Raw genomic sequence first — 16,828 nt, 5'->3', positions numbered from 1 at the left:
AGACCACTTAAATGAAGCCAAGCATCGCCCACCGTGATGCTGTTGGATGGATCAGGCCGGTCTCCGGGCTCATGAGTGGCGCCCTGTTGAGCAGGGCGAGCCGACGATGCGCCTTCCCATATCGCAGGCGATACAGTGGCAAAAGCAGCGTCTTGACTCATTTACCGTTGCGGGGGCAGCGCCGGGATCGTGGCCGCACTGTAGAAAAGTGCGCGCACTCACCGGCTTCCCTGTTTCACTCGGTCGACGGGTACGTCACAGAGCACCTGAAACAAGCGGCGAAGGTTAGTGGGTTGGGGGTACAGCGTCAATTAAAGCCGGCCATGCACTTGAACCATCGCCGCGCGCTGTACCTCTATGACTACAGGCATTGAGGAGAAAAACATGCACAAGACCCGACTCGCCGTACTGATCATGGCCGCAGGCGCACTCGCTGCCTGTGGCGAAAGCTCAACCTTGCAAGTCTCCGATGGCACCGGGCCGTCGCCCAAGCTGCCGGAACCGAACAAAACCCTGATCCCCACCGTCAACATCGCCCCGGCCATTGGCTGGCCCGATGGCGCCAAGCCGACCGCGGCTGCGGGCACCCAGGTCGGCGCCTTCGCCGAAGGCCTGGACCACCCGCGCTGGTTGTATGTATTGCCCAACGGCGACGTGCTGGTGGCCGAGACCAACGCGCCGCCCAAGCCGGATGACTCCAAGGGCATTCGCGGCTGGGTCATGGAAAAGGTCATGGGCCGTGCCGGGGCCGGCGTACCTAGCCCGAACCGCATCACCCTGCTGCGCGATGCCGACCATGACGGCGTGGCAGAAACCCGCACGGTGTTCCTGGAAAACCTCAACTCGCCGTTTGGCATGACCCTGGTGGGCAACGACCTGTACGTGGCCGACTCGGACAAGCTGCTGCGCTTTCCCTATCAACCGGGGGAAACCGCGATCAAGGCCCAGGGCACCAAGGTCATCGACTTGCCGGGCGGCCCGCTCAACCACCACTGGACGAAAAACGTGGTGGCCAGCAAGGACGGCAGCAAGTTGTATGTGAGCGTGGGTTCCAACAGCAACGTCGGTGAGAACGGCCTGGAAGCCGAACAGGGCCGCGCGGCGATCTGGGAAGTCGACCGGGCCAGCGCCAAGCAGCGGATTTTTGCTTCCGGGCTGCGCAACCCCAATGGCATGGCCTGGGAGCCACAAAGCGGCAAGCTGTGGACGGCGGTCAACGAGCGCGATGAAATCGGCAGCGACCTGGTGCCGGACTACATCACCTCGGTCCAGGACGGTGGCTTTTACGGATGGCCGTTCAGCTACTACGGCCAACACGTGGATGTACGGGTCACTCCGCAGGATCCGGACCTGGTGGCCAAGGCCATTGCCCCGGACTATGCCGTCGGGCCACACACCGCATCGTTGGGCCTGACCTTCGCTGAAGGCAACACGCTGCCGGCACAATTTGCCCATGGCGCGTTTATTGGCCAGCACGGCTCGTGGAATCGCAAGCCGCACAGTGGTTACAAGGTAATCTTTGTGCCATTTGCGGGGGGCAAGCCCAACGGCGCACCGGTGGATGTGCTGACCGGGTTCCTCAACAGTGATGAGAAAGCCATGGGCCGGCCGGTGGGCGTGGTGATCGACCAGCAAGGCGGCTTGCTGGTGGCCGATGATGTGGGGAATAAGGTGTGGCGGGTGTCAGCCGCTAAATAGCACCTGATGCCGGCTTGCCGACGATGAGGATCATTCTGGGCTCATCGCCGGCAAGGGGGTGACGGGGTTATTGCTGCTGCACCAGGATCACCGGGCTCGGCGCCACAAATACCCTGGCATGCATCTGCTCGTGCCCGCCGCCACGGCGCATGCCGCGCACCGGGCAGGCGTCGAGGTAATCCAGGCCCACCGCCAGTTTCAGATGCCGCTCCGGGCGGGCCAGTTGGTTGGTCACATCGAAGCTGTACCAGGCGTCATCCAGCCAGGCTTCGGCCCAGGCATGGCTGGCCAGGTGCTCGCTGTCCTCGCTATACAAATACCCCGACACATAACGCGTGGCGATCCCCAGGCTGCGCGCACAGGCCAGGAATGCATGGGCGTGATCCTGGCAAACCCCGGCACGCCCGGCGAACGCCTCGGCCGCACAGGTTTCCACTTGCGTGGCCCCCGGCACGTAGGCGATATGCTGGTTGAGGGCGTGCATCAGGTCGATCAAGGCATTGCGATCCCGGCGTTTACCGCAGTGCTGCTGGGCAAAGGCGCGCAGGGCCTCGTCCGGCTCAGTCAGGCGCGTGCAACGCTGGAAAGGAAATGGCGACTGGCTGTCGTGCTCGGCCTCGCGCCACTCGTCAATGTCCACTTGGCCTCGGGCGCCGATGATGATCGATTCGTGGGGCTCATCCAGGGTCAGCACATGCAGGATATTGCCGAATGGGTCCAACTGGGCCCGCACCGGACGCGGCAGATCCAGCTGCCAACTGAGCACATGCTGACGCTCGCTGTCGTGAGGGGTCAGGCGCAGGTATTGGATGCTGGCACGCACCTGGTCTTCATAGCGGTAGGTAGTTTCGTGGCTGATGGAAAGTCTCATGCCGCCTCCAGGTAGGAATGATGAATAGCGTTACCCAACTGGCGTACCAGCGGGATGAAGTCGGTCAGCCAGGCGTGCAGGCCTTCTTCAAGGATTTCGTCAATGGCGGTAAAGCGCAGGCGCGCGTCCATTTCGGCGGCCAGGCGCTGGGCCGGGCGGCCGTTGATGCCAGGCAGACTGGCGAGGATCTGGTCGATTTCTTCGCTGCACGCGCGCAGGGAACGCGGCACATCGGCACGCAGCAGCAACAGTTCGGCCACCTGCCGGGCGCCGGGCGCATCACGATAGATCTCGGTGTAGGCCTCGAAGGACGACAAGGCCCGCAATAGCGCACTCCATTGGTAATAGGCGTGGGCGGTGCCATCAATCACCACGTCGGCCTGGTCGCCGGCCATCTCGTAGCGGGCGTCCAACAGGCGCAGGGTGTTGTCGGCCCTTTCGATAAAGGTACCCAGGCGAATAAAGCGAAAAGCGTCGTTGCGCATGATGGTGCCGTAGGTGGCGCCACGAAACAGGTGGGAACGTTCCTTGACCCATTCGCAGAAACGGCTCATGCCATAGCGGCTCAGGCCCTCCTGGGCGATGACGCGAATATCCAGCCAGGTGGCGTTGATGTTTTCCCACATGTCCGCAGTAATTCGCCCACGCACGGCATGGGCACTGGCGCGCGCGGCGCCCAGGCAACTGTAGATGCTCGCCGGGTTGGCGGCATCCAGGGCAAAGAAGTGCAACAAACGCTCGGCATGCAACTCGCCGTGACGCGCGTGATAGTCGTCCAGGGTGCCGGTGATCAGCAGGGGCATGGCCAGTTCGTGCAGGCCATCGCCGCGCCCATCCTGGGGCATCAGCGACAGCGAATAACTGACATCCAGCATGCGCGCGAGGTTTTCCGCGCGCTCCAGGTAGCGCGACATCCAATATAAATCCGAGGCAGTTCTGCTCAGCATGGTTTCATTCCTCGACCACCCAGGTGTCTTTAGTGCCGCCACCCTGGGATGAGTTGACCACCAACGAACCCTCCCGCAGCGCCACACGGGTCAGCCCGCCGGGCACCACACGGGTTTCCTTGCCGGACAGGACGAACGGCCGCAGGTCGATATGCCGGGGCGCTATACCGTTTTCGACAAAGGTCGGGCACGTCGACAGACACAGGGTCGGCTGGGCGATGTAGGCATGGGGCTTGGCCTTGATGCGCGCACGAAAGGCTTCGATCTCAGCAGCCGTGGCAGCCGGGCCGACCAACATGCCGTAACCACCGGAGCCCTGGGTCTCCTTGACCACCAACTGCGGTAGATTCGCCAGCACGTGAGACAGTTCGTCAGGCTTACGGCACTGGAACGTCGGAACATTCTTCAGGATCGGCTCTTCATCCAAGTAAAAACGGATCATGTCGGTGACGAAGGGATACACCGACTTGTCATCCGCCACCCCGGTGCCAATGGCATTGGCCAGCACCACATTGCCCGAGCGGTAGGCGGCCAGCAGGCCGGGCACACCAAGCATGGATTCGGGGTTGAAGGCCAGCGGGTCGAGGTAGGCATCGTCGAGGCGCCGGTAGATCACGTCCACAGCCTTGGGCCCGTCGGTGGTGCGCATGAATACGCGGTCGTCGCGCACAAACAGGTCAGCGCCTTCTACCAACTCCACACCCATTTCCCGGGCGAGGAACGCGTGCTCGAAAAACGCGCTGTTGAAGCGCCCCGGCGTCAGCACCACCACGCTGGGGTTATCCAGTGGGCTGGAGCTTTTCAGGGTATCGAGCAGCAGGTTGGGGTAATGATCGATCGGCGCGATGCGCTGGGCGGCGAACAGTTCGGGGAACAGGCGCATCATCATCTTGCGGTCTTCGAGCATATAGCTCACGCCGCTGGGGGTGCGCAGGTTGTCTTCCAGCACGTAGTACGTGCCGTCGCCATCCCGTACGAGGTCGACACCCGAGACGTGGGAATAAATATCGCGGTGCAGGTCCAAGCCCTGCATCGCCAACTGGTATTGCTCATTGGCCAGCACTTGCTCGGCAGGAATGATCCCGGCCTTGATAATTCGTTGGTCGTGATAAAGGTCGGCAAGGAACAGGTTCAATGCCTTGACCCGTTGAATGCAGCCTCGTTCGACAATTCGCCATTCGCTGGCGGGAATGCTGCGCGGGATGGTATCGAAGGGGATCAGGCGCTCGGTGCCCTGCTCGTCGCCGTACAGGGTGAAGGTGATACCCGCGCGGTGGAACAGCAAATCGGCTTCACGCCGACGCTGGGCCAGCAGCTCGGCAGGGGTTTGATCCAGCCAGCGGGCAAACTCGCGATAGTGAGGGCGGACCTGGCCAGCCTCATCGTACATTTCATCGTAATAAGTGCGGATCATGCCGAACTCCTTGTCACCCGGACGCAACGGACTGTCGCAAGGCCCGTGCCAGCGGCATAAACACTTAAGTATCAATTAGTTGGATATAGCCAAAGGCAGCACCGCACCGTCCTGGTGCAACAACCGCCCGGGCCTTGCCACTCGCGCTTCAAAGCGACGCAGGCATTGCCTATCACCAGCATAGCCAGAGTTGATTTCACTGCCCGGGAAAGCTTGCGGATAATCACGCTCATCCGCTGAACAGGATTCGTCCTACAGCATCACCTCGTCACCGCCGGTAATTTGCTTGTGCAAGTACCGACCGGTTCCCCTTCTTTCCGGTCTTCCCTTTTAGCCACCCTGCTCGGGTGGCTTTTTTTTGTGGAGGAATTTTCGCAATAAGTTCCAAGTACTTTGCCGCGCCACAAACAAAATCGGCCGACCCGAGGGTCAGCCGATACGCTGCTTTATTGATCATGTGTCTACATGGGTAACCCACGAACCTCGTGCTTCACGCCCCATCCCTCGATAATCCCGCCCAAGGGCTCGACTACCGCCTCAAAGTCCTGCTCGAAATCACCAATACCGTCGTAGGTGGCGAACATGACTTTGCTCAATTCCAAGAACCAGGCACCGTCATCCCGTGCACTGACCTGGGCATTGATCGACTCCCCACGAAACCGACCCGCAGCCCGGCGCGCACGTTCCTCATCCGGGAAAATGGCGTAGAACTCAATGGGGTGGAAGCGCGAGAAGTCAAAGCCGCCCTCTTTCATGCGGCGTAACACGTGGGTGCTGATGTCTTCTTGATAGGCTGTGCTCATGAAACGTCCTCCTAAACCGATGGATAGACTTTCCGTGCTTCCCAGAGCCTGCGCGCGAACGGCGCAGGTTGACGGCAATGACATCGCCGCAGGAAAACAAGCATGTAGCTGACAAGACCAGACCTTAGCGATTCATTCGCTGATCTCCCTTGCAGAGTAGCGCGAAGCTATCACCTCCACCAGCAGCGCTTTAAAGACGTACAGGGAATATTCAGGCGGCGGGAGAAATGTCGAGGATCTGGATACTGTTCTGGTCCTTCAAGCTCTTGACCGTCGGTTCGGCGATCCGGCCATCCAGGTCATTGAGGTCCAGCTTGGCGGGGATGGGCAGCAATTTGGCGCGAATCATCTGCGCCGCATCTTCGAGGCTGGGCTTTTGCGCACAGGCGAACAGCTCTACCGATTGCACGCCGTGATCGTCAACGAAGGTAACTTGCCAGTTTTGCATCAGTGCCTCCTCGATAAAGCCCATGGATGGGCTTACACATATCTGGACCTTGAGGGCACGGTGATCGTTCCACTCAAGGCAGGAGGCATATGATCGGTTGGGCTTACGGCTTCTCGGCCGCTGCCTTGAGGGCTTTCAAGGTGTTGAAAGGCGCTTCAACCACAAACTTGTTGGCCAGCCAGGAAGGCACGCTGCCACCTGGCTCGGTGTGAACCTGGTAGGTCACTTCGGTCTGGTCGGCGCCTTTGGGCGCCAATTTCCAGAAGCCTTCGACCTGGGCCACGCGCACATAGCCTTTCTCTTCCGGCAGATAGGTCGGCACTTCCAGCAGTTTGCGGGTCACGCTGCCATCGGCGGCCTGGGTGGTGGTGATTTCCAGGATCGAGTCACGATCGGTCACCGGGAACGGGGCCTTGAACTGGGTGTAGGTCCAGCTCTTGTCACCTTCCTTCTTGAGCAGCTTCTGCGACTTGCATTCGTGAATCCACTTACAGGCGCCGACGACATCGTCCTGTAGGGCCTGGATCTTGGCCAATGGCGCCTTGATCACGGTAACGCCGCGATACGCCTTGTATTTGGAGCCGGCCACTTCACTCAAGGCAACCTTGATACCTTCCTCATCCTTGGCAACCTGCCACTCTTCTGCCTGTGCAGTAGCTGCAAACAACACCGTAAAACCGCACAACACAGCCATTCGTTTCAGCGAACCCATTGTTGTATTCCTTATTGTTGAAGTTCTGACATTAAAGCCCACTAAGCCGCCGTCATCTGCTCCCACCAGCCGATCAACCTGATCGCTTCTTCCTGGCTACTACCACAGACCTCAAGATCCGCCGCAAAGGCACCGCACACCGCGGGCCGCTCAGGCTGGCCAAACAGTTGGCACAGCTGTTCGACCGACAGATGCAGGCAGCGTTCGCCCGCGGGTTTGCCATTGGGCATACCGGGCAGCGGCGAACTGATGGAAGGGGCGATACAACAGGCGCCACAGCCTTCACGGCATTTCATGACCAGCAGGTCCTCGACGACAAAGTGTTGATGGCCGGGCTAGAGTACGCCCTAAAACATTCGTTTTAAAATGGTCTAACAGAGGTTTTTCAAAGAAAACAAAAGTGACCGACCAGTCTGCGACAGAAGGTCAGTGGCTCAGGTCACTTTGGCGGGAAAGATTAATTCTTGAATTCAAAATCCAGGGCTGCGCCTTCTACATCGCGCCGCTCCTCATTGCGCATTTGCAACTGCATTTCGTTGCTCAGCAGGCGTCCGTTAATCTGGAATGCGCTGTTATCGACCGGTTTCTCGCCAAACATCGGCGGCAACAACGGCACGTTCTTGGGCTGCGGCATAGTGCCAAGGGGCTGCAGATGTCGGACCATTTCCTGGGGCAGGCTGAGGTCCAGTTTCGCCGGTGGTAGCTTGGTCTGGGCCACTTCACGGGCTGACTTGGACTTGCTGGCGATAGGTGCGCGCTTTTTTTCCTTGGCGGCTTTTTTAACCGGGGCGGCTTTTTTCGCCTGGACTGTTTTTTTCGCCGGCGCCGGCTTTTGTTCGGCAGCTGCCAGCACAACTGGCGCAGTGGCAGGCGCTGCCACTACAGAAGTGGCGTTGCACAGGCTCGCCAGACAGATCAACAGCGCGGCAGGAAAAATAGAGGTCATATCGCCAACAGCATTAACGGCAGAAGGCCATATGCTCGCTTGTTGAGCGCGGCATGACAAGCGCGGTGATTAGCCAGCTACCGTTCAGGCCCCGTTTTGGCGCTTCAAAAACCGCCCGCTGCCTCCTGGCACAACTGGTTGGCCAGCATCCCCAGGGTCATCAAGGCGCGCTCGGCTTCACGATTCCAGGGTGTGCCGCAATTGAGCCGAATACAGTGGTTGAACTGTTCCGTATTGCTGAAGATCAGCCCCGGCGCAATGCTGATGCCCTGTTGCAGGGCGCGCACGTGCAGCTCCTGGGTATTGACCCGACCCGGCAGGCTGACCCACAGGATAAAACCACCGGTCGGCCGGCTCATCTGCGTGCCCTCCGGGAAATACTGCTGCACCGCCAATTGGAAGGCGCTGAGGTTCTTGCGGTACTCCTGGCGAATGTAACGCAGGTGCCGGTCGTAGCCGCCATTCTCCAGGTACGCCGCCACGCCCATTTGCGTCACGCTGCACGCCGAGTGGGTGCTGAACATCTGCAGGCGCTGGAGCTCTTGCTGGTACTTGCCGGCAATCATCCAGCCGATACGCACGCCGGGGGACAGGGTCTTGGAGAAGCTGGAGCAGTAGATCACCCGGTCCAGGCGGTCATAGGCCTTGAGGGCCTTGGTGCGGCCCAGCTCGAACATCAATTCGCCGTAGATATCGTCTTCGACGATCTGGATATCGAAATCCGAGGCCAGGCGCAGCAACTGTTTCTGCCGTTCTTCCGGCATGGTGCCGCCCAGGGGATTGCTCAGGCGCGTGGTCAGTACCAGGGCCTTGATCGACCATTGGTTGGCCGCCAGTTGCAGGGCTTCCAGGCTCATGCCGGTGGCGGGGTCGCTGGGGATTTCGATGACCTTGAGGCCGAGCAGATCCGCCAGTTGCAACAGGCCGTAATAGGTGGGGGACTCAGCGGCGATCAGGTCGCCGGGACGGGTCAGCACCCGCAGGGACATCTGCAATGCGTCAACACACCCGTGGGTGATCACCACCTCGGACGGGTCGACCACCACGCCGGCATCGCGCATGCGGATCGCGACCTGGCGTCGCAGCGGCTCAAAGCCTGGGCTGAACATATAGCTGAACGCCCGCGGGCTCTGGAAGCGCGTGACCTTGGCCAGTTGCTGGTGCAGTGCGCGCACCGGCAGGTAGTCGACACTGGGCACGGCGGCGCCGAGCGGGAACACCCCTTCGCGCCGGGACTCGACCAATACCTGTTGAATGATACTGCTGCGGGTGACCAGCCCCGGGCGCTCGACCCGCGCGATATCCGGCGTCGGTGCGGTCAGGGCCGGGGTCTGGTGCACGTAATACCCGGACTGCGGGCGCGCGCGGATCAGCCCCTGGTCCTCGAGATTGGCGTAGGCCTGCAACACTGTGGCATGACTGACATTGAGCTGGGAGCTCATCTTGCGCACCGAAGGCACGCGCTCACCCGGCTGATAGACACCGCGCCGGATATCCTCAGCCAATTGCTGGGCGATACGTTGGTAAAGCAAGAGATTGGTCATGACGCAGCACTCGATTTCACGGGTATTTTATTTTTGTGTGAAACATACCGGCACAGTTTAGAAGTGTACGGGGACAGTTGCCACAATAGTCGAGGATGGGCGCCAGTGATAGAAAAAACTGTATGGGTCGAGAAGGCAATTGCAGGCATGAAAAACCCGATCGAGGATCGGGTTGCGGGGCGAGACACACGGCATATTCCCTGGGGGAGCTGGCTTGCCAGCTCCCACAAGAACTGAGATTCAGCGCGCAGCGCCGAGCTGGCCCTTGTCGTCGGAAAAGACGATTTCCACACGCCGGTTCTGCGCACGCCCCCGTTCGGAAGCATTCACTTCCACCGGGTACTGATCGCCATAACCTTCTACCTGGATGCGTTTGTCATCAATGCCCAGGTCAACCAGTACATCCGCCACGGCCTGCGCCCGGTCGCGGGACAGTTTGAGGTTTTCCTGCTCGCCGCCGGTACTGTCGGTGTAGCCCTCGATCCGCACTACCCGCTTGGGGTTCAGTTGCAGGAATTGCACGATCTTCAACACTGTACGGTTCGCCGAGTTTTTCAGTTCTGCCTGGCCGGTGTCGAACAGCACGTCGCCCAGGGTCATCACCAGGCCGCGATCGGTCTGGGTGGTGGTCAGGCTGGCAATTTGCTCTTCGAGCCACTTGCCCTGTTGCTGCACGCTCAACAACTTGGCCTCGCGCAGCGCCAATTGCAGGCGTTGGCGCTCCAGTTCGAGCTTGGCCGCACGCTCTTCGTTGAGCACCAACTCGGTATGCTCGCGGGCAATCGCGCTGTAGCGCTGGCTCAAGTAGGCGTAATGCACCACGTCGCCACCGCTGCCCCAGTAGCTGGACAGGCGGTCGGCGCGGGCTAGGGATTCACCGGCGCGGATCACGTCCTTGGGCGCGATGCGCAGCACGTTGGAGTCTTCCTTGACCTTCTGGAAGTCGCTGCCAGCCTGCTGCAACGCGATATCGCTATTGGGGTGGCTGGCACAGCCGGCGAGCACCACGCTGCTCAACAGCAGCCCACATGTCAGACGGATCATTGGGCATCTCCCAGCTGTTTGCGCAGGCGGGTGATACGGGTCTCGAGGACATTCAACTGTTCCTGACTCTTTTGCGTCAGCACCCGCGCCTCCGCCAGGCGGGCATCCAGTTCGGCCTGTTCAGCCTGCATGCGGGCATCCTTGTAGGATTGGTCAGCCATGTCGGCCTTGGCCTGGGCCAGCTTCGTCTCGGCGAGTTTCAACTCGGGCACGTCGTCAGCCACGGCCCCCACGGCGGCGGCTTGCTCCAAGGCTTGCTGGGTCAGGCGCATTTGCTCATTCGGCGCAGGATCTGCGGCACAGCCCGCCAGCGTTACTACGGCGAGGGCGGCGAAAAGAGGTCGAATAGTCACTAAAAATCCCTACTTTGTTGGGGTGCCGACGGGTTGCTGCAACTGCGTCTTCCAGCGTTCGATATTGCGCTGCAACGCGGCTTCCGTCAGACCGGACGCGGCCAATTCTGTCATCTTTTTGGCGAGCTGTCCGCGCAACCACGGATCATTGCAGGCCGAGTTGTGGGAAATCGCCAGGAACAGCCCCGGCTGGTCAATCGGCAGTTCCCGGGCCAGCAGGTCTTTGCTCATACCCAGGGTCTGGGCCATGGCCATACCGGAGTAACGTCCGGCCAGCACGTAGTCCACTTCGCCCAGCAGCAGTTTCTGCAAGGCCGGGGTCACGGTTGGCAGGCGTTCTAGGGTCAGGTGTTCGCTGGCAAAGGCTTCAAATTCAGGGGACAGGCGCGCCCGCTCCGAGACTGCGCCCTTGTGGCCATGCAGGTCGGCCGCGCTGGTATAGACCAGAGGCGAGTCAACGCGGGTCCACACCCGATAATCGGCCTGCATCAGCGCCGGGTGGATGTAGTCCAGGGTCTCCAGTTCGCTGACACTCAACGGCGCATCGACCAACATGTCCATGCGCCCGCTGCGCACTTCTTCAAGGGCCAGGGAACGCTTGCCGCCGTATAGCAGGTCGATTTTCAGTCCCAGGTCCTTGGCCACTTGCTGCAACACATCGGCGTTGGCGCCGATCAGGTGGGTGGGGGCTTGCGGGTCGCGCCACAGATAGGGCGGCGCATCCGGGCTGCCGGTCACGACCAGGCGCTCGCATTTGCCGGCCGCGATAGACACGGTCGGCAGCAGTGACAGGCCCAGCAGTACAGTCCAGCGGCGCAGTTCCATGGTGTGGTTTCCCGATCAAATAGTTGCGTGCAAAAAAAAGCCCGGTCATAAGACCGGGCTCTTTATAAGTGAAGCGGCTGGTTTAGACCAGCTTCTCCAACTCAGGTACAGCTTCGAACAAGTCCGCAACCAGGCCGTAATCAGCCACCTGGAAGATCGGTGCTTCTTCGTCCTTGTTGATCGCAACGATCACTTTGGAGTCTTTCATACCGGCCAAGTGCTGGATCGCGCCGGAGATACCGACCGCGATGTACAGCTGTGGCGCAACAATTTTGCCGGTCTGGCCGACCTGCATGTCGTTGGGTACAAAACCTGCATCGACGGCCGCGCGGGAGGCGCCGACCGCAGCGCCCAGCTTGTCGGCCAGGGCATACAGGTGCTTGAAGTTGTCACCGTTCTGCATGCCACGCCCGCCGGAAACGACGATCTTGGCAGCGGTCAGCTCAGGACGATCCGACTTGGCCAGCTCTTCGCCAACAAAGCTGGAAGTGCCAGCGTTGTGGACAGCAGCCACCGCTTCAACGGCAGCCGAACCACCTTCAGCTGCAACCGGGTCGAAACCGGTGGCGCGCACGGTGATCACTTTGATGGCGGCGGTCGATTGCACGGTGGCAATGGCGTTACCGGCGTAGATCGGGCGCTTGAAGGTGTCGGCGCTTTCGACCGAAACGATCTCGGAGATCTGGTCAACGTCCAACTGCGCAGCAACGCGCGGCAGGATGTTTTTGCCGTTGGAGGTGGCGGCAGCCAGGATGTGGCTGTAGCCAGCGCCCAGTTCTGCAACCAGTGGCGCAACGTTTTCAGGCAACTGATGCGCGTAGGCAGCGTTGTCGGCGGCCAGTACTTTGCTCACGCCCGCGATTTTCGCGGCGGCTTCAGCCACGGCACCCACGTTCTGGCCAGCGACCAGGACGTGGATATCACCACCGATTTTCGCAGCAGCGGCAACGGTGTTCAGGGTGGCCGGGGCCAGCACCTTGTTATCGTGTTCGGCGATTACGAGGATAGTCATGATCAGATCACCTTCGCTTCGTTTTTCAGTTTCTCGACCAGTTCAGCCACCGACTTGACCTTGATACCCGCGCTGCGTGCAGCTGGCGCTTCGACTTTGACGGTCTTGTTGGTGGAGGCGGTGGAAACGCCCAAAGCATCCGGAGTCAGCACTTCAAGCGGCTTCTTCTTGGCTTTCATGATGTTTGGCAGGGACGCATAACGCGGCTCGTTCAAACGCAGGTCGGTGGTGACGATGGCCGGCAGTTTCAGCGAAACGGTCTGCGCGCCGCCATCGATTTCACGGGTCACGGCAACGCTGTCGCCAGACACTTCGACTTTCGAGGCGAAGGTGCCCTGGCCGTAACCGGTCAGTGCAGCCAGCATCTGGCCAGTCTGGTTGTTGTCGCTGTCGATGGCTTGTTTGCCGAGGATTACCAGCTGCGGCTGTTCCTTGTCGACAACGGCCTTGAGCAGCTTGGCAACGGCCAGCGAAGTCAGGTCTTCAGCGGATTCGACGAGAACGGCGCGATCGGCACCCAGCGCCAGGGCGGTACGCAGCTGCTCTTGAGCAGTGGTCGGACCGATGGAAACGACGACGATTTCAGTCGCAACACCTTTTTCTTTCAGGCGTACGGCTTCTTCCACGGCGATTTCGCAGAAGGGGTTCATCGACATTTTGACGTTAGCCAGATCGACGCCGGAATTGTCCGCCTTGACGCGAACTTTCACGTTGTAATCGACAACGCGTTTGACAGCTACAAGAACCTTCATGGATTCCTCGTTACTCTCCGGTGAAAAGGAAGCCGCCCGGATAAACCTGGCGGTAGATGCTCAACGGCGCACAAGGGCACCTCTAAAAACGCAGGCCGTCATGACAGGTGACGTTGCACGTACTCAATAATAAAGACCGTTCGTCAGCGGTGACTGACAAGTCATTCATCGTCGCAACGTGTAAACTGCGCGCCAGCATTACGTGCGCGTCAACCTGTAAGAGCATTGCCTTGTCTTTGGACGTGGCCTTGAAACCGGCAGTCCGCCTACGAGAAGCGCAAAACCGACCGTATATTGACCGGAACACCTTTTCCGGTCAATACAGCAAAATGGTCAGATATAAGCCGCGTTGCTTTGATTTACCTAGCTCGCGGGCAATTCAAACAAACGTTTGTATTGGACGCTGAGAGTGGTGTAGATATAATGCGCCACCTAGAGAGAAAGGTGGGTCGTCCCCTGCCCCTTTGTAAGAAATTGGCGCAGAAGACGACAGATAAAACACCGAACCTCCACCCATTAGAAAAAAAACTGTTGAGCCTTGAGTAGGAGATAGCCTGTGGAACGCGAATACATGGAATTCGACGTGGTCATCGTCGGCGCAGGGCCGTCGGGCCTGTCTGCCGCCTGCCGACTGAAGCAGAAGGCCGCCGAAGCCGGTAAGGAAATCAGCGTCTGCGTGGTCGAAAAAGGCTCCGAAGTCGGTGCACATATCCTGTCCGGTGCCGTGTTTGAACCACGCGCCCTGAATGAATTGTTCCCGGACTGGAAAGAACTGGGCGCCCCGCTCAACACCCCGGTGGTGCGCGACGACATCTATGTACTGCGCAGCAGCGACAGCTCCACCAAGGTTCCAGACTTCTTTGTGCCCAAGACCATGCACAACGAAGGCAACTACATCATCTCCCTGGGCAACTTGTGCCGCTGGCTGGCCCAGCAGGCAGAGAACCTGGGCGTGGAAATCTACCCGGGCTTCGCGGCCCAGGAAGTACTGTTCGACGAAAACGGCGTAGTGCGCGGGATCATCACCGGCGACCTCGGCGTCGACCGTGAAGGCCACCCAAAGGAAGGCCTGTACACCCCCGGCATGGAACTGCGCGGCAAGTACACACTGTTCGCCGAAGGCTGCCGTGGGCACTTGGGCAAACAACTGATCCAGCGCTTCAACCTGGACAGCGACGCCGACGTACAGCACTACGGCATCGGTCTCAAGGAAATCTGGGAAATCGACCCGGCCAAGCATCAACCAGGCCTGGTGGTCCACACCGCCGGCTGGCCGCTGGACATCATGAGCAACGAGAACACCGGTGGCTCGTTCCTCTATCACCTGGAAAACAACCAGGTGGTGGTAGGCCTGATCGTCGACCTGTCCTACAGCAACACCTTCCTGTCGCCGTTCGATGAGTTTCAGCGCCTCAAGCATCACCCGGTGCTGGCCCAGTACCTGGAAGGCGGCAAGCGCATCAGCTACGGCGCGCGCGCCCTGGCCAAGGGCGGCATCAACTCGCTGCCGAAGATGGTATTCAAGGGCGGCGCCCTGATCGGCTGCGACCTGGGCACGATGAACGTGGCCAAGATCAAGGGCAGCCACACCGCGATGAAGTCCGGCATGCTCGCTGCAGATGCGGTGGCTGATCGCCTGTTCGCCGAGTCCGAAGGCGGCGATGAACTGACCGCCTACGTCGACAGTTTCAAAGCCAGCTGGCTCTACGAAGAACTGTTTGCCACCCGTAACTTCGGCCCGGCGATGCACAAGTTCGGCCCGATCATCGGTGCCGGCTTCAACTGGTTCGACCAGAACATCCTCGGCGGCAAAATGCCGTTCACCCTGCACGACACCAAGCCGGACTACGCCTGCCTCAAGCTGGCCAAGGACAGCCAGAAGATCGATTACCCCAAACCCGACGGCAAGCTGAGCTTCGACAAGCTGAGCTCGGTGTTCCTCTCCAGCACCAACCATGAAGAAGAGCAGCCGTGCCACTTGAAGCTCAAGGACCCGAGCATCCCCATCGGCACCAACCTGCCACTCTACGATGAGCCGGCGCAACGCTACTGCCCGGCTGGCGTGTACGAAGTGATCACCCAGGAAGACGGTGAGAAACGCTTCCAGATCAATGCCCAGAACTGCGTGCACTGCAAGACCTGCGACATCAAGGACCCTTCGCAGAACATCACGTGGGTTACGCCGGAAGGCGCGGGTGGGCCGACTTACCCGAATATGTAAGCCATCTGCTTGAACATGAGGCTCTCCACTGGAGAGCCTTTTTTATGGCCGACACAAATCTAATGTGGGAGCGGGCTTGCTCGCGAAGGCGGTGTGTCAGTTAAGAATTATTAACCTGACACACCGCCTTCGCGAGCAAGCCCGCTCCCACGTTTGGATAGAGGTATCTCCGGGATTTATGCCGCTCGTTCTTCACCAGGGTTGCGCAGGAAGTAGCGCTTATATTCCCGACTGAACTGCGACGTACTCTGATACCCCACGTTATGCGCCGCCTGCGCTACCCCCATGCCTTGTGCCAGCAACAACTGCTGGGCCTTGAGCAGGCGCAAGCGCTTGAGGTACTGCACCGGCGACAACAAGGTGCAGCGCTTGAAGTGTTCATGGAATGTCGACGCACTCATATGCGCATAACCGGCCAGGGTCTCGATGTTCAAGGGTTCGGCGTAATGGGCATGCAGGTGATTCAATGAGGTGGCAATCCGCGAGAACTGCCCCTGCTGTTCCACCAGCGCCCGCAGTACATCGGCCTGTGGCCCACGCAAGGCGCTGAACAATAATTCCCGCACCCGTGCCGGCCCCATGATCCGGGCTTCAAGCGGATCGTGCAGGCACTGCAACAGCCGCTCGACGCAACCACGCATCGCGTCATCGAGCACCACCGAGCTCATCGACTCCAGGGTCTGCGCCGCCGGCGGCGGGCCGGCCTGCATGCCCATGGCCATCACCAATTCACCCAGCACCACCCGATCAATACCTACGGTAACGCCATACAGCGGGGCATCGGCGGCCATGGCAAACGTCTCGCACTCGAATGGCACTGGCATCGCCTGGATCAGGTAATGCCCGGCGCCGTATTCCAGGGTACGCGGCCCCAGGTAGGCGAGCTTGCTGCCCTGGGCCACGAACATCAGGCTCGGCTCATAGATCTGCGGCCCGCGCGCCACGTCGCAACTGGCGCGGAGCACCTTCACGCCCGCCAGATGGGTCGGGGAGAAACCGTCGCAGGGCGTAAGCCCCTCAATCAAGGAAACCAGCGCAGCGTTGGCATCGAGATGGCGGGTCAACAACATGGCAAAAAACTTCGCGAAAAAGGGATAGGAACATCATCGCAGGTCTGGCGGCCAATGAATCCAATCCACGGGCACTCCCGGACGAATAGGCATGAGACTCGGAGCATTTGCCATGTTCGCCCACAGGGTCCACGCGCAGAATTCGCCACCTCTCCCGCCCAAGCTTTT

Annotated in this window: 17 protein-coding genes and 1 riboswitch; of the genes, 2 read left to right on the top strand and 15 right to left on the bottom strand. The window is 60.1% G+C overall.

Annotation, left to right across the window (positions count from 1 at the left end; all coding sequences use genetic code 11):
• Positions 1–36: 36 nt before the first annotated feature.
• Positions 37–285: riboswitch (cobalamin riboswitch) on the bottom strand.
• A gap of 99 nt (positions 286–384) precedes the next feature.
• A complete protein-coding gene (locus HBO19_RS04220; RefSeq protein WP_169955242.1) occupies positions 385–1,698 on the top strand; it encodes a sorbosone dehydrogenase family protein in 1,314 nt (437 codons plus the stop codon).
• A gap of 67 nt (positions 1,699–1,765) precedes the next feature.
• Here HBO19_RS04220 and HBO19_RS04215 read toward each other — a convergent pair whose 3' ends face one another.
• From HBO19_RS04215 to HBO19_RS04150, 14 genes are all read right to left on the bottom strand, one after another.
• Positions 1,766–2,569 (bottom strand): transglutaminase family protein, encoded by an 804-nt coding sequence (locus tag HBO19_RS04215; RefSeq protein WP_170056943.1) that lies wholly within the window; start codon positions 2,567–2,569, stop codon positions 1,766–1,768.
• Entirely contained in the window at positions 2,566–3,516 is a 951-nt protein-coding gene (locus tag HBO19_RS04210; protein WP_169955240.1) for an alpha-E domain-containing protein, read from the bottom strand. The genes HBO19_RS04215 and HBO19_RS04210 overlap by 4 nt, the downstream gene beginning before the upstream one ends.
• A 4-nt stretch (positions 3,517–3,520) precedes the next feature.
• Positions 3,521–4,930 (bottom strand): circularly permuted type 2 ATP-grasp protein, encoded by a 1,410-nt coding sequence (locus HBO19_RS04205; protein ID WP_170042593.1) that lies wholly within the window; start codon positions 4,928–4,930, stop codon positions 3,521–3,523.
• Positions 4,931–5,391: 461 nt separating this feature from the next.
• Complete coding sequence (locus HBO19_RS04200) at positions 5,392–5,733, bottom strand: ribonuclease E inhibitor RraB (protein WP_029299641.1); 342 nt, start codon at positions 5,731–5,733, stop codon at positions 5,392–5,394.
• Between the two features lie 211 nt (positions 5,734–5,944).
• Positions 5,945–6,181 carry a hypothetical protein gene (locus HBO19_RS04195; protein WP_262377002.1) on the bottom strand — a complete coding sequence of 79 codons (237 nt, stop codon included), beginning with the start codon at positions 6,179–6,181 and terminating at the stop codon, positions 5,945–5,947.
• Positions 6,182–6,284: 103 nt separating this feature from the next.
• On the bottom strand, positions 6,285–6,893 hold the full coding sequence (locus HBO19_RS04190) for an START domain-containing protein (RefSeq protein WP_170042592.1): 609 nt from the start codon (positions 6,891–6,893) through the stop codon (positions 6,285–6,287).
• Between the two features lie 41 nt (positions 6,894–6,934).
• Positions 6,935–7,189 carry a YkgJ family cysteine cluster protein gene (locus tag HBO19_RS04185; protein WP_076961156.1) on the bottom strand — a complete coding sequence of 85 codons (255 nt, stop codon included), beginning with the start codon at positions 7,187–7,189 and terminating at the stop codon, positions 6,935–6,937.
• Positions 7,190–7,350: 161 nt separating this feature from the next.
• Entirely contained in the window at positions 7,351–7,839 is a 489-nt protein-coding gene (locus HBO19_RS04180; protein WP_170056942.1) for a translation initiation factor 2, read from the bottom strand.
• Between the two features lie 104 nt (positions 7,840–7,943).
• The gene (locus HBO19_RS04175) at positions 7,944–9,383 is read right to left on the bottom strand and encodes a PLP-dependent aminotransferase family protein (protein ID WP_169955234.1); all 1,440 of its coding nucleotides are present in this window, start codon (positions 9,381–9,383) and stop codon (positions 7,944–7,946) included.
• 240 nt (positions 9,384–9,623) lie between these two features.
• Entirely contained in the window at positions 9,624–10,427 is an 804-nt protein-coding gene (locus HBO19_RS04170) for an OmpA family protein (protein ID WP_169955233.1), read from the bottom strand.
• Complete coding sequence (locus HBO19_RS04165; protein ID WP_169955232.1) at positions 10,424–10,780, bottom strand: DUF4398 domain-containing protein; 357 nt, start codon at positions 10,778–10,780, stop codon at positions 10,424–10,426. Before HBO19_RS04165 ends, HBO19_RS04170 begins: the two co-directional genes overlap by 4 nt.
• Before the next feature lie 9 nt (positions 10,781–10,789).
• Positions 10,790–11,605 carry a transporter substrate-binding domain-containing protein gene (locus HBO19_RS04160; protein ID WP_170056941.1) on the bottom strand — a complete coding sequence of 272 codons (816 nt, stop codon included), beginning with the start codon at positions 11,603–11,605 and terminating at the stop codon, positions 10,790–10,792.
• An 82-nt stretch (positions 11,606–11,687) separates the two neighbouring features.
• Positions 11,688–12,617 carry an FAD-binding protein gene (locus HBO19_RS04155; RefSeq protein WP_169955230.1) on the bottom strand — a complete coding sequence of 310 codons (930 nt, stop codon included), beginning with the start codon at positions 12,615–12,617 and terminating at the stop codon, positions 11,688–11,690.
• 2 nt (positions 12,618–12,619) lie between these two features.
• Complete coding sequence (locus HBO19_RS04150) at positions 12,620–13,369, bottom strand: electron transfer flavoprotein subunit beta/FixA family protein (protein ID WP_169955229.1); 750 nt, start codon at positions 13,367–13,369, stop codon at positions 12,620–12,622.
• A 556-nt stretch (positions 13,370–13,925) separates the two neighbouring features.
• Between HBO19_RS04150 and HBO19_RS04145 the strand changes: the two genes are divergently transcribed.
• Complete coding sequence (locus HBO19_RS04145; RefSeq protein ID WP_169955228.1) at positions 13,926–15,590, top strand: electron transfer flavoprotein-ubiquinone oxidoreductase; 1,665 nt, start codon at positions 13,926–13,928, stop codon at positions 15,588–15,590.
• Positions 15,591–15,766: 176 nt separating this feature from the next.
• Here HBO19_RS04145 and HBO19_RS04140 read toward each other — a convergent pair whose 3' ends face one another.
• Positions 15,767–16,660 (bottom strand): AraC family transcriptional regulator, encoded by an 894-nt coding sequence (locus tag HBO19_RS04140; protein ID WP_169955227.1) that lies wholly within the window; start codon positions 16,658–16,660, stop codon positions 15,767–15,769.
• Positions 16,661–16,828: the final 168 nt, after the last annotated feature.

Origin of the sequence: Pseudomonas sp. WS 5021 (assembly GCF_012985535.1) — a bacterium.
GTDB lineage: Bacteria > Pseudomonadota > Gammaproteobacteria > Pseudomonadales > Pseudomonadaceae > Aquipseudomonas.
This window is presented reverse-complemented; position numbering and strand designations above follow the sequence as displayed.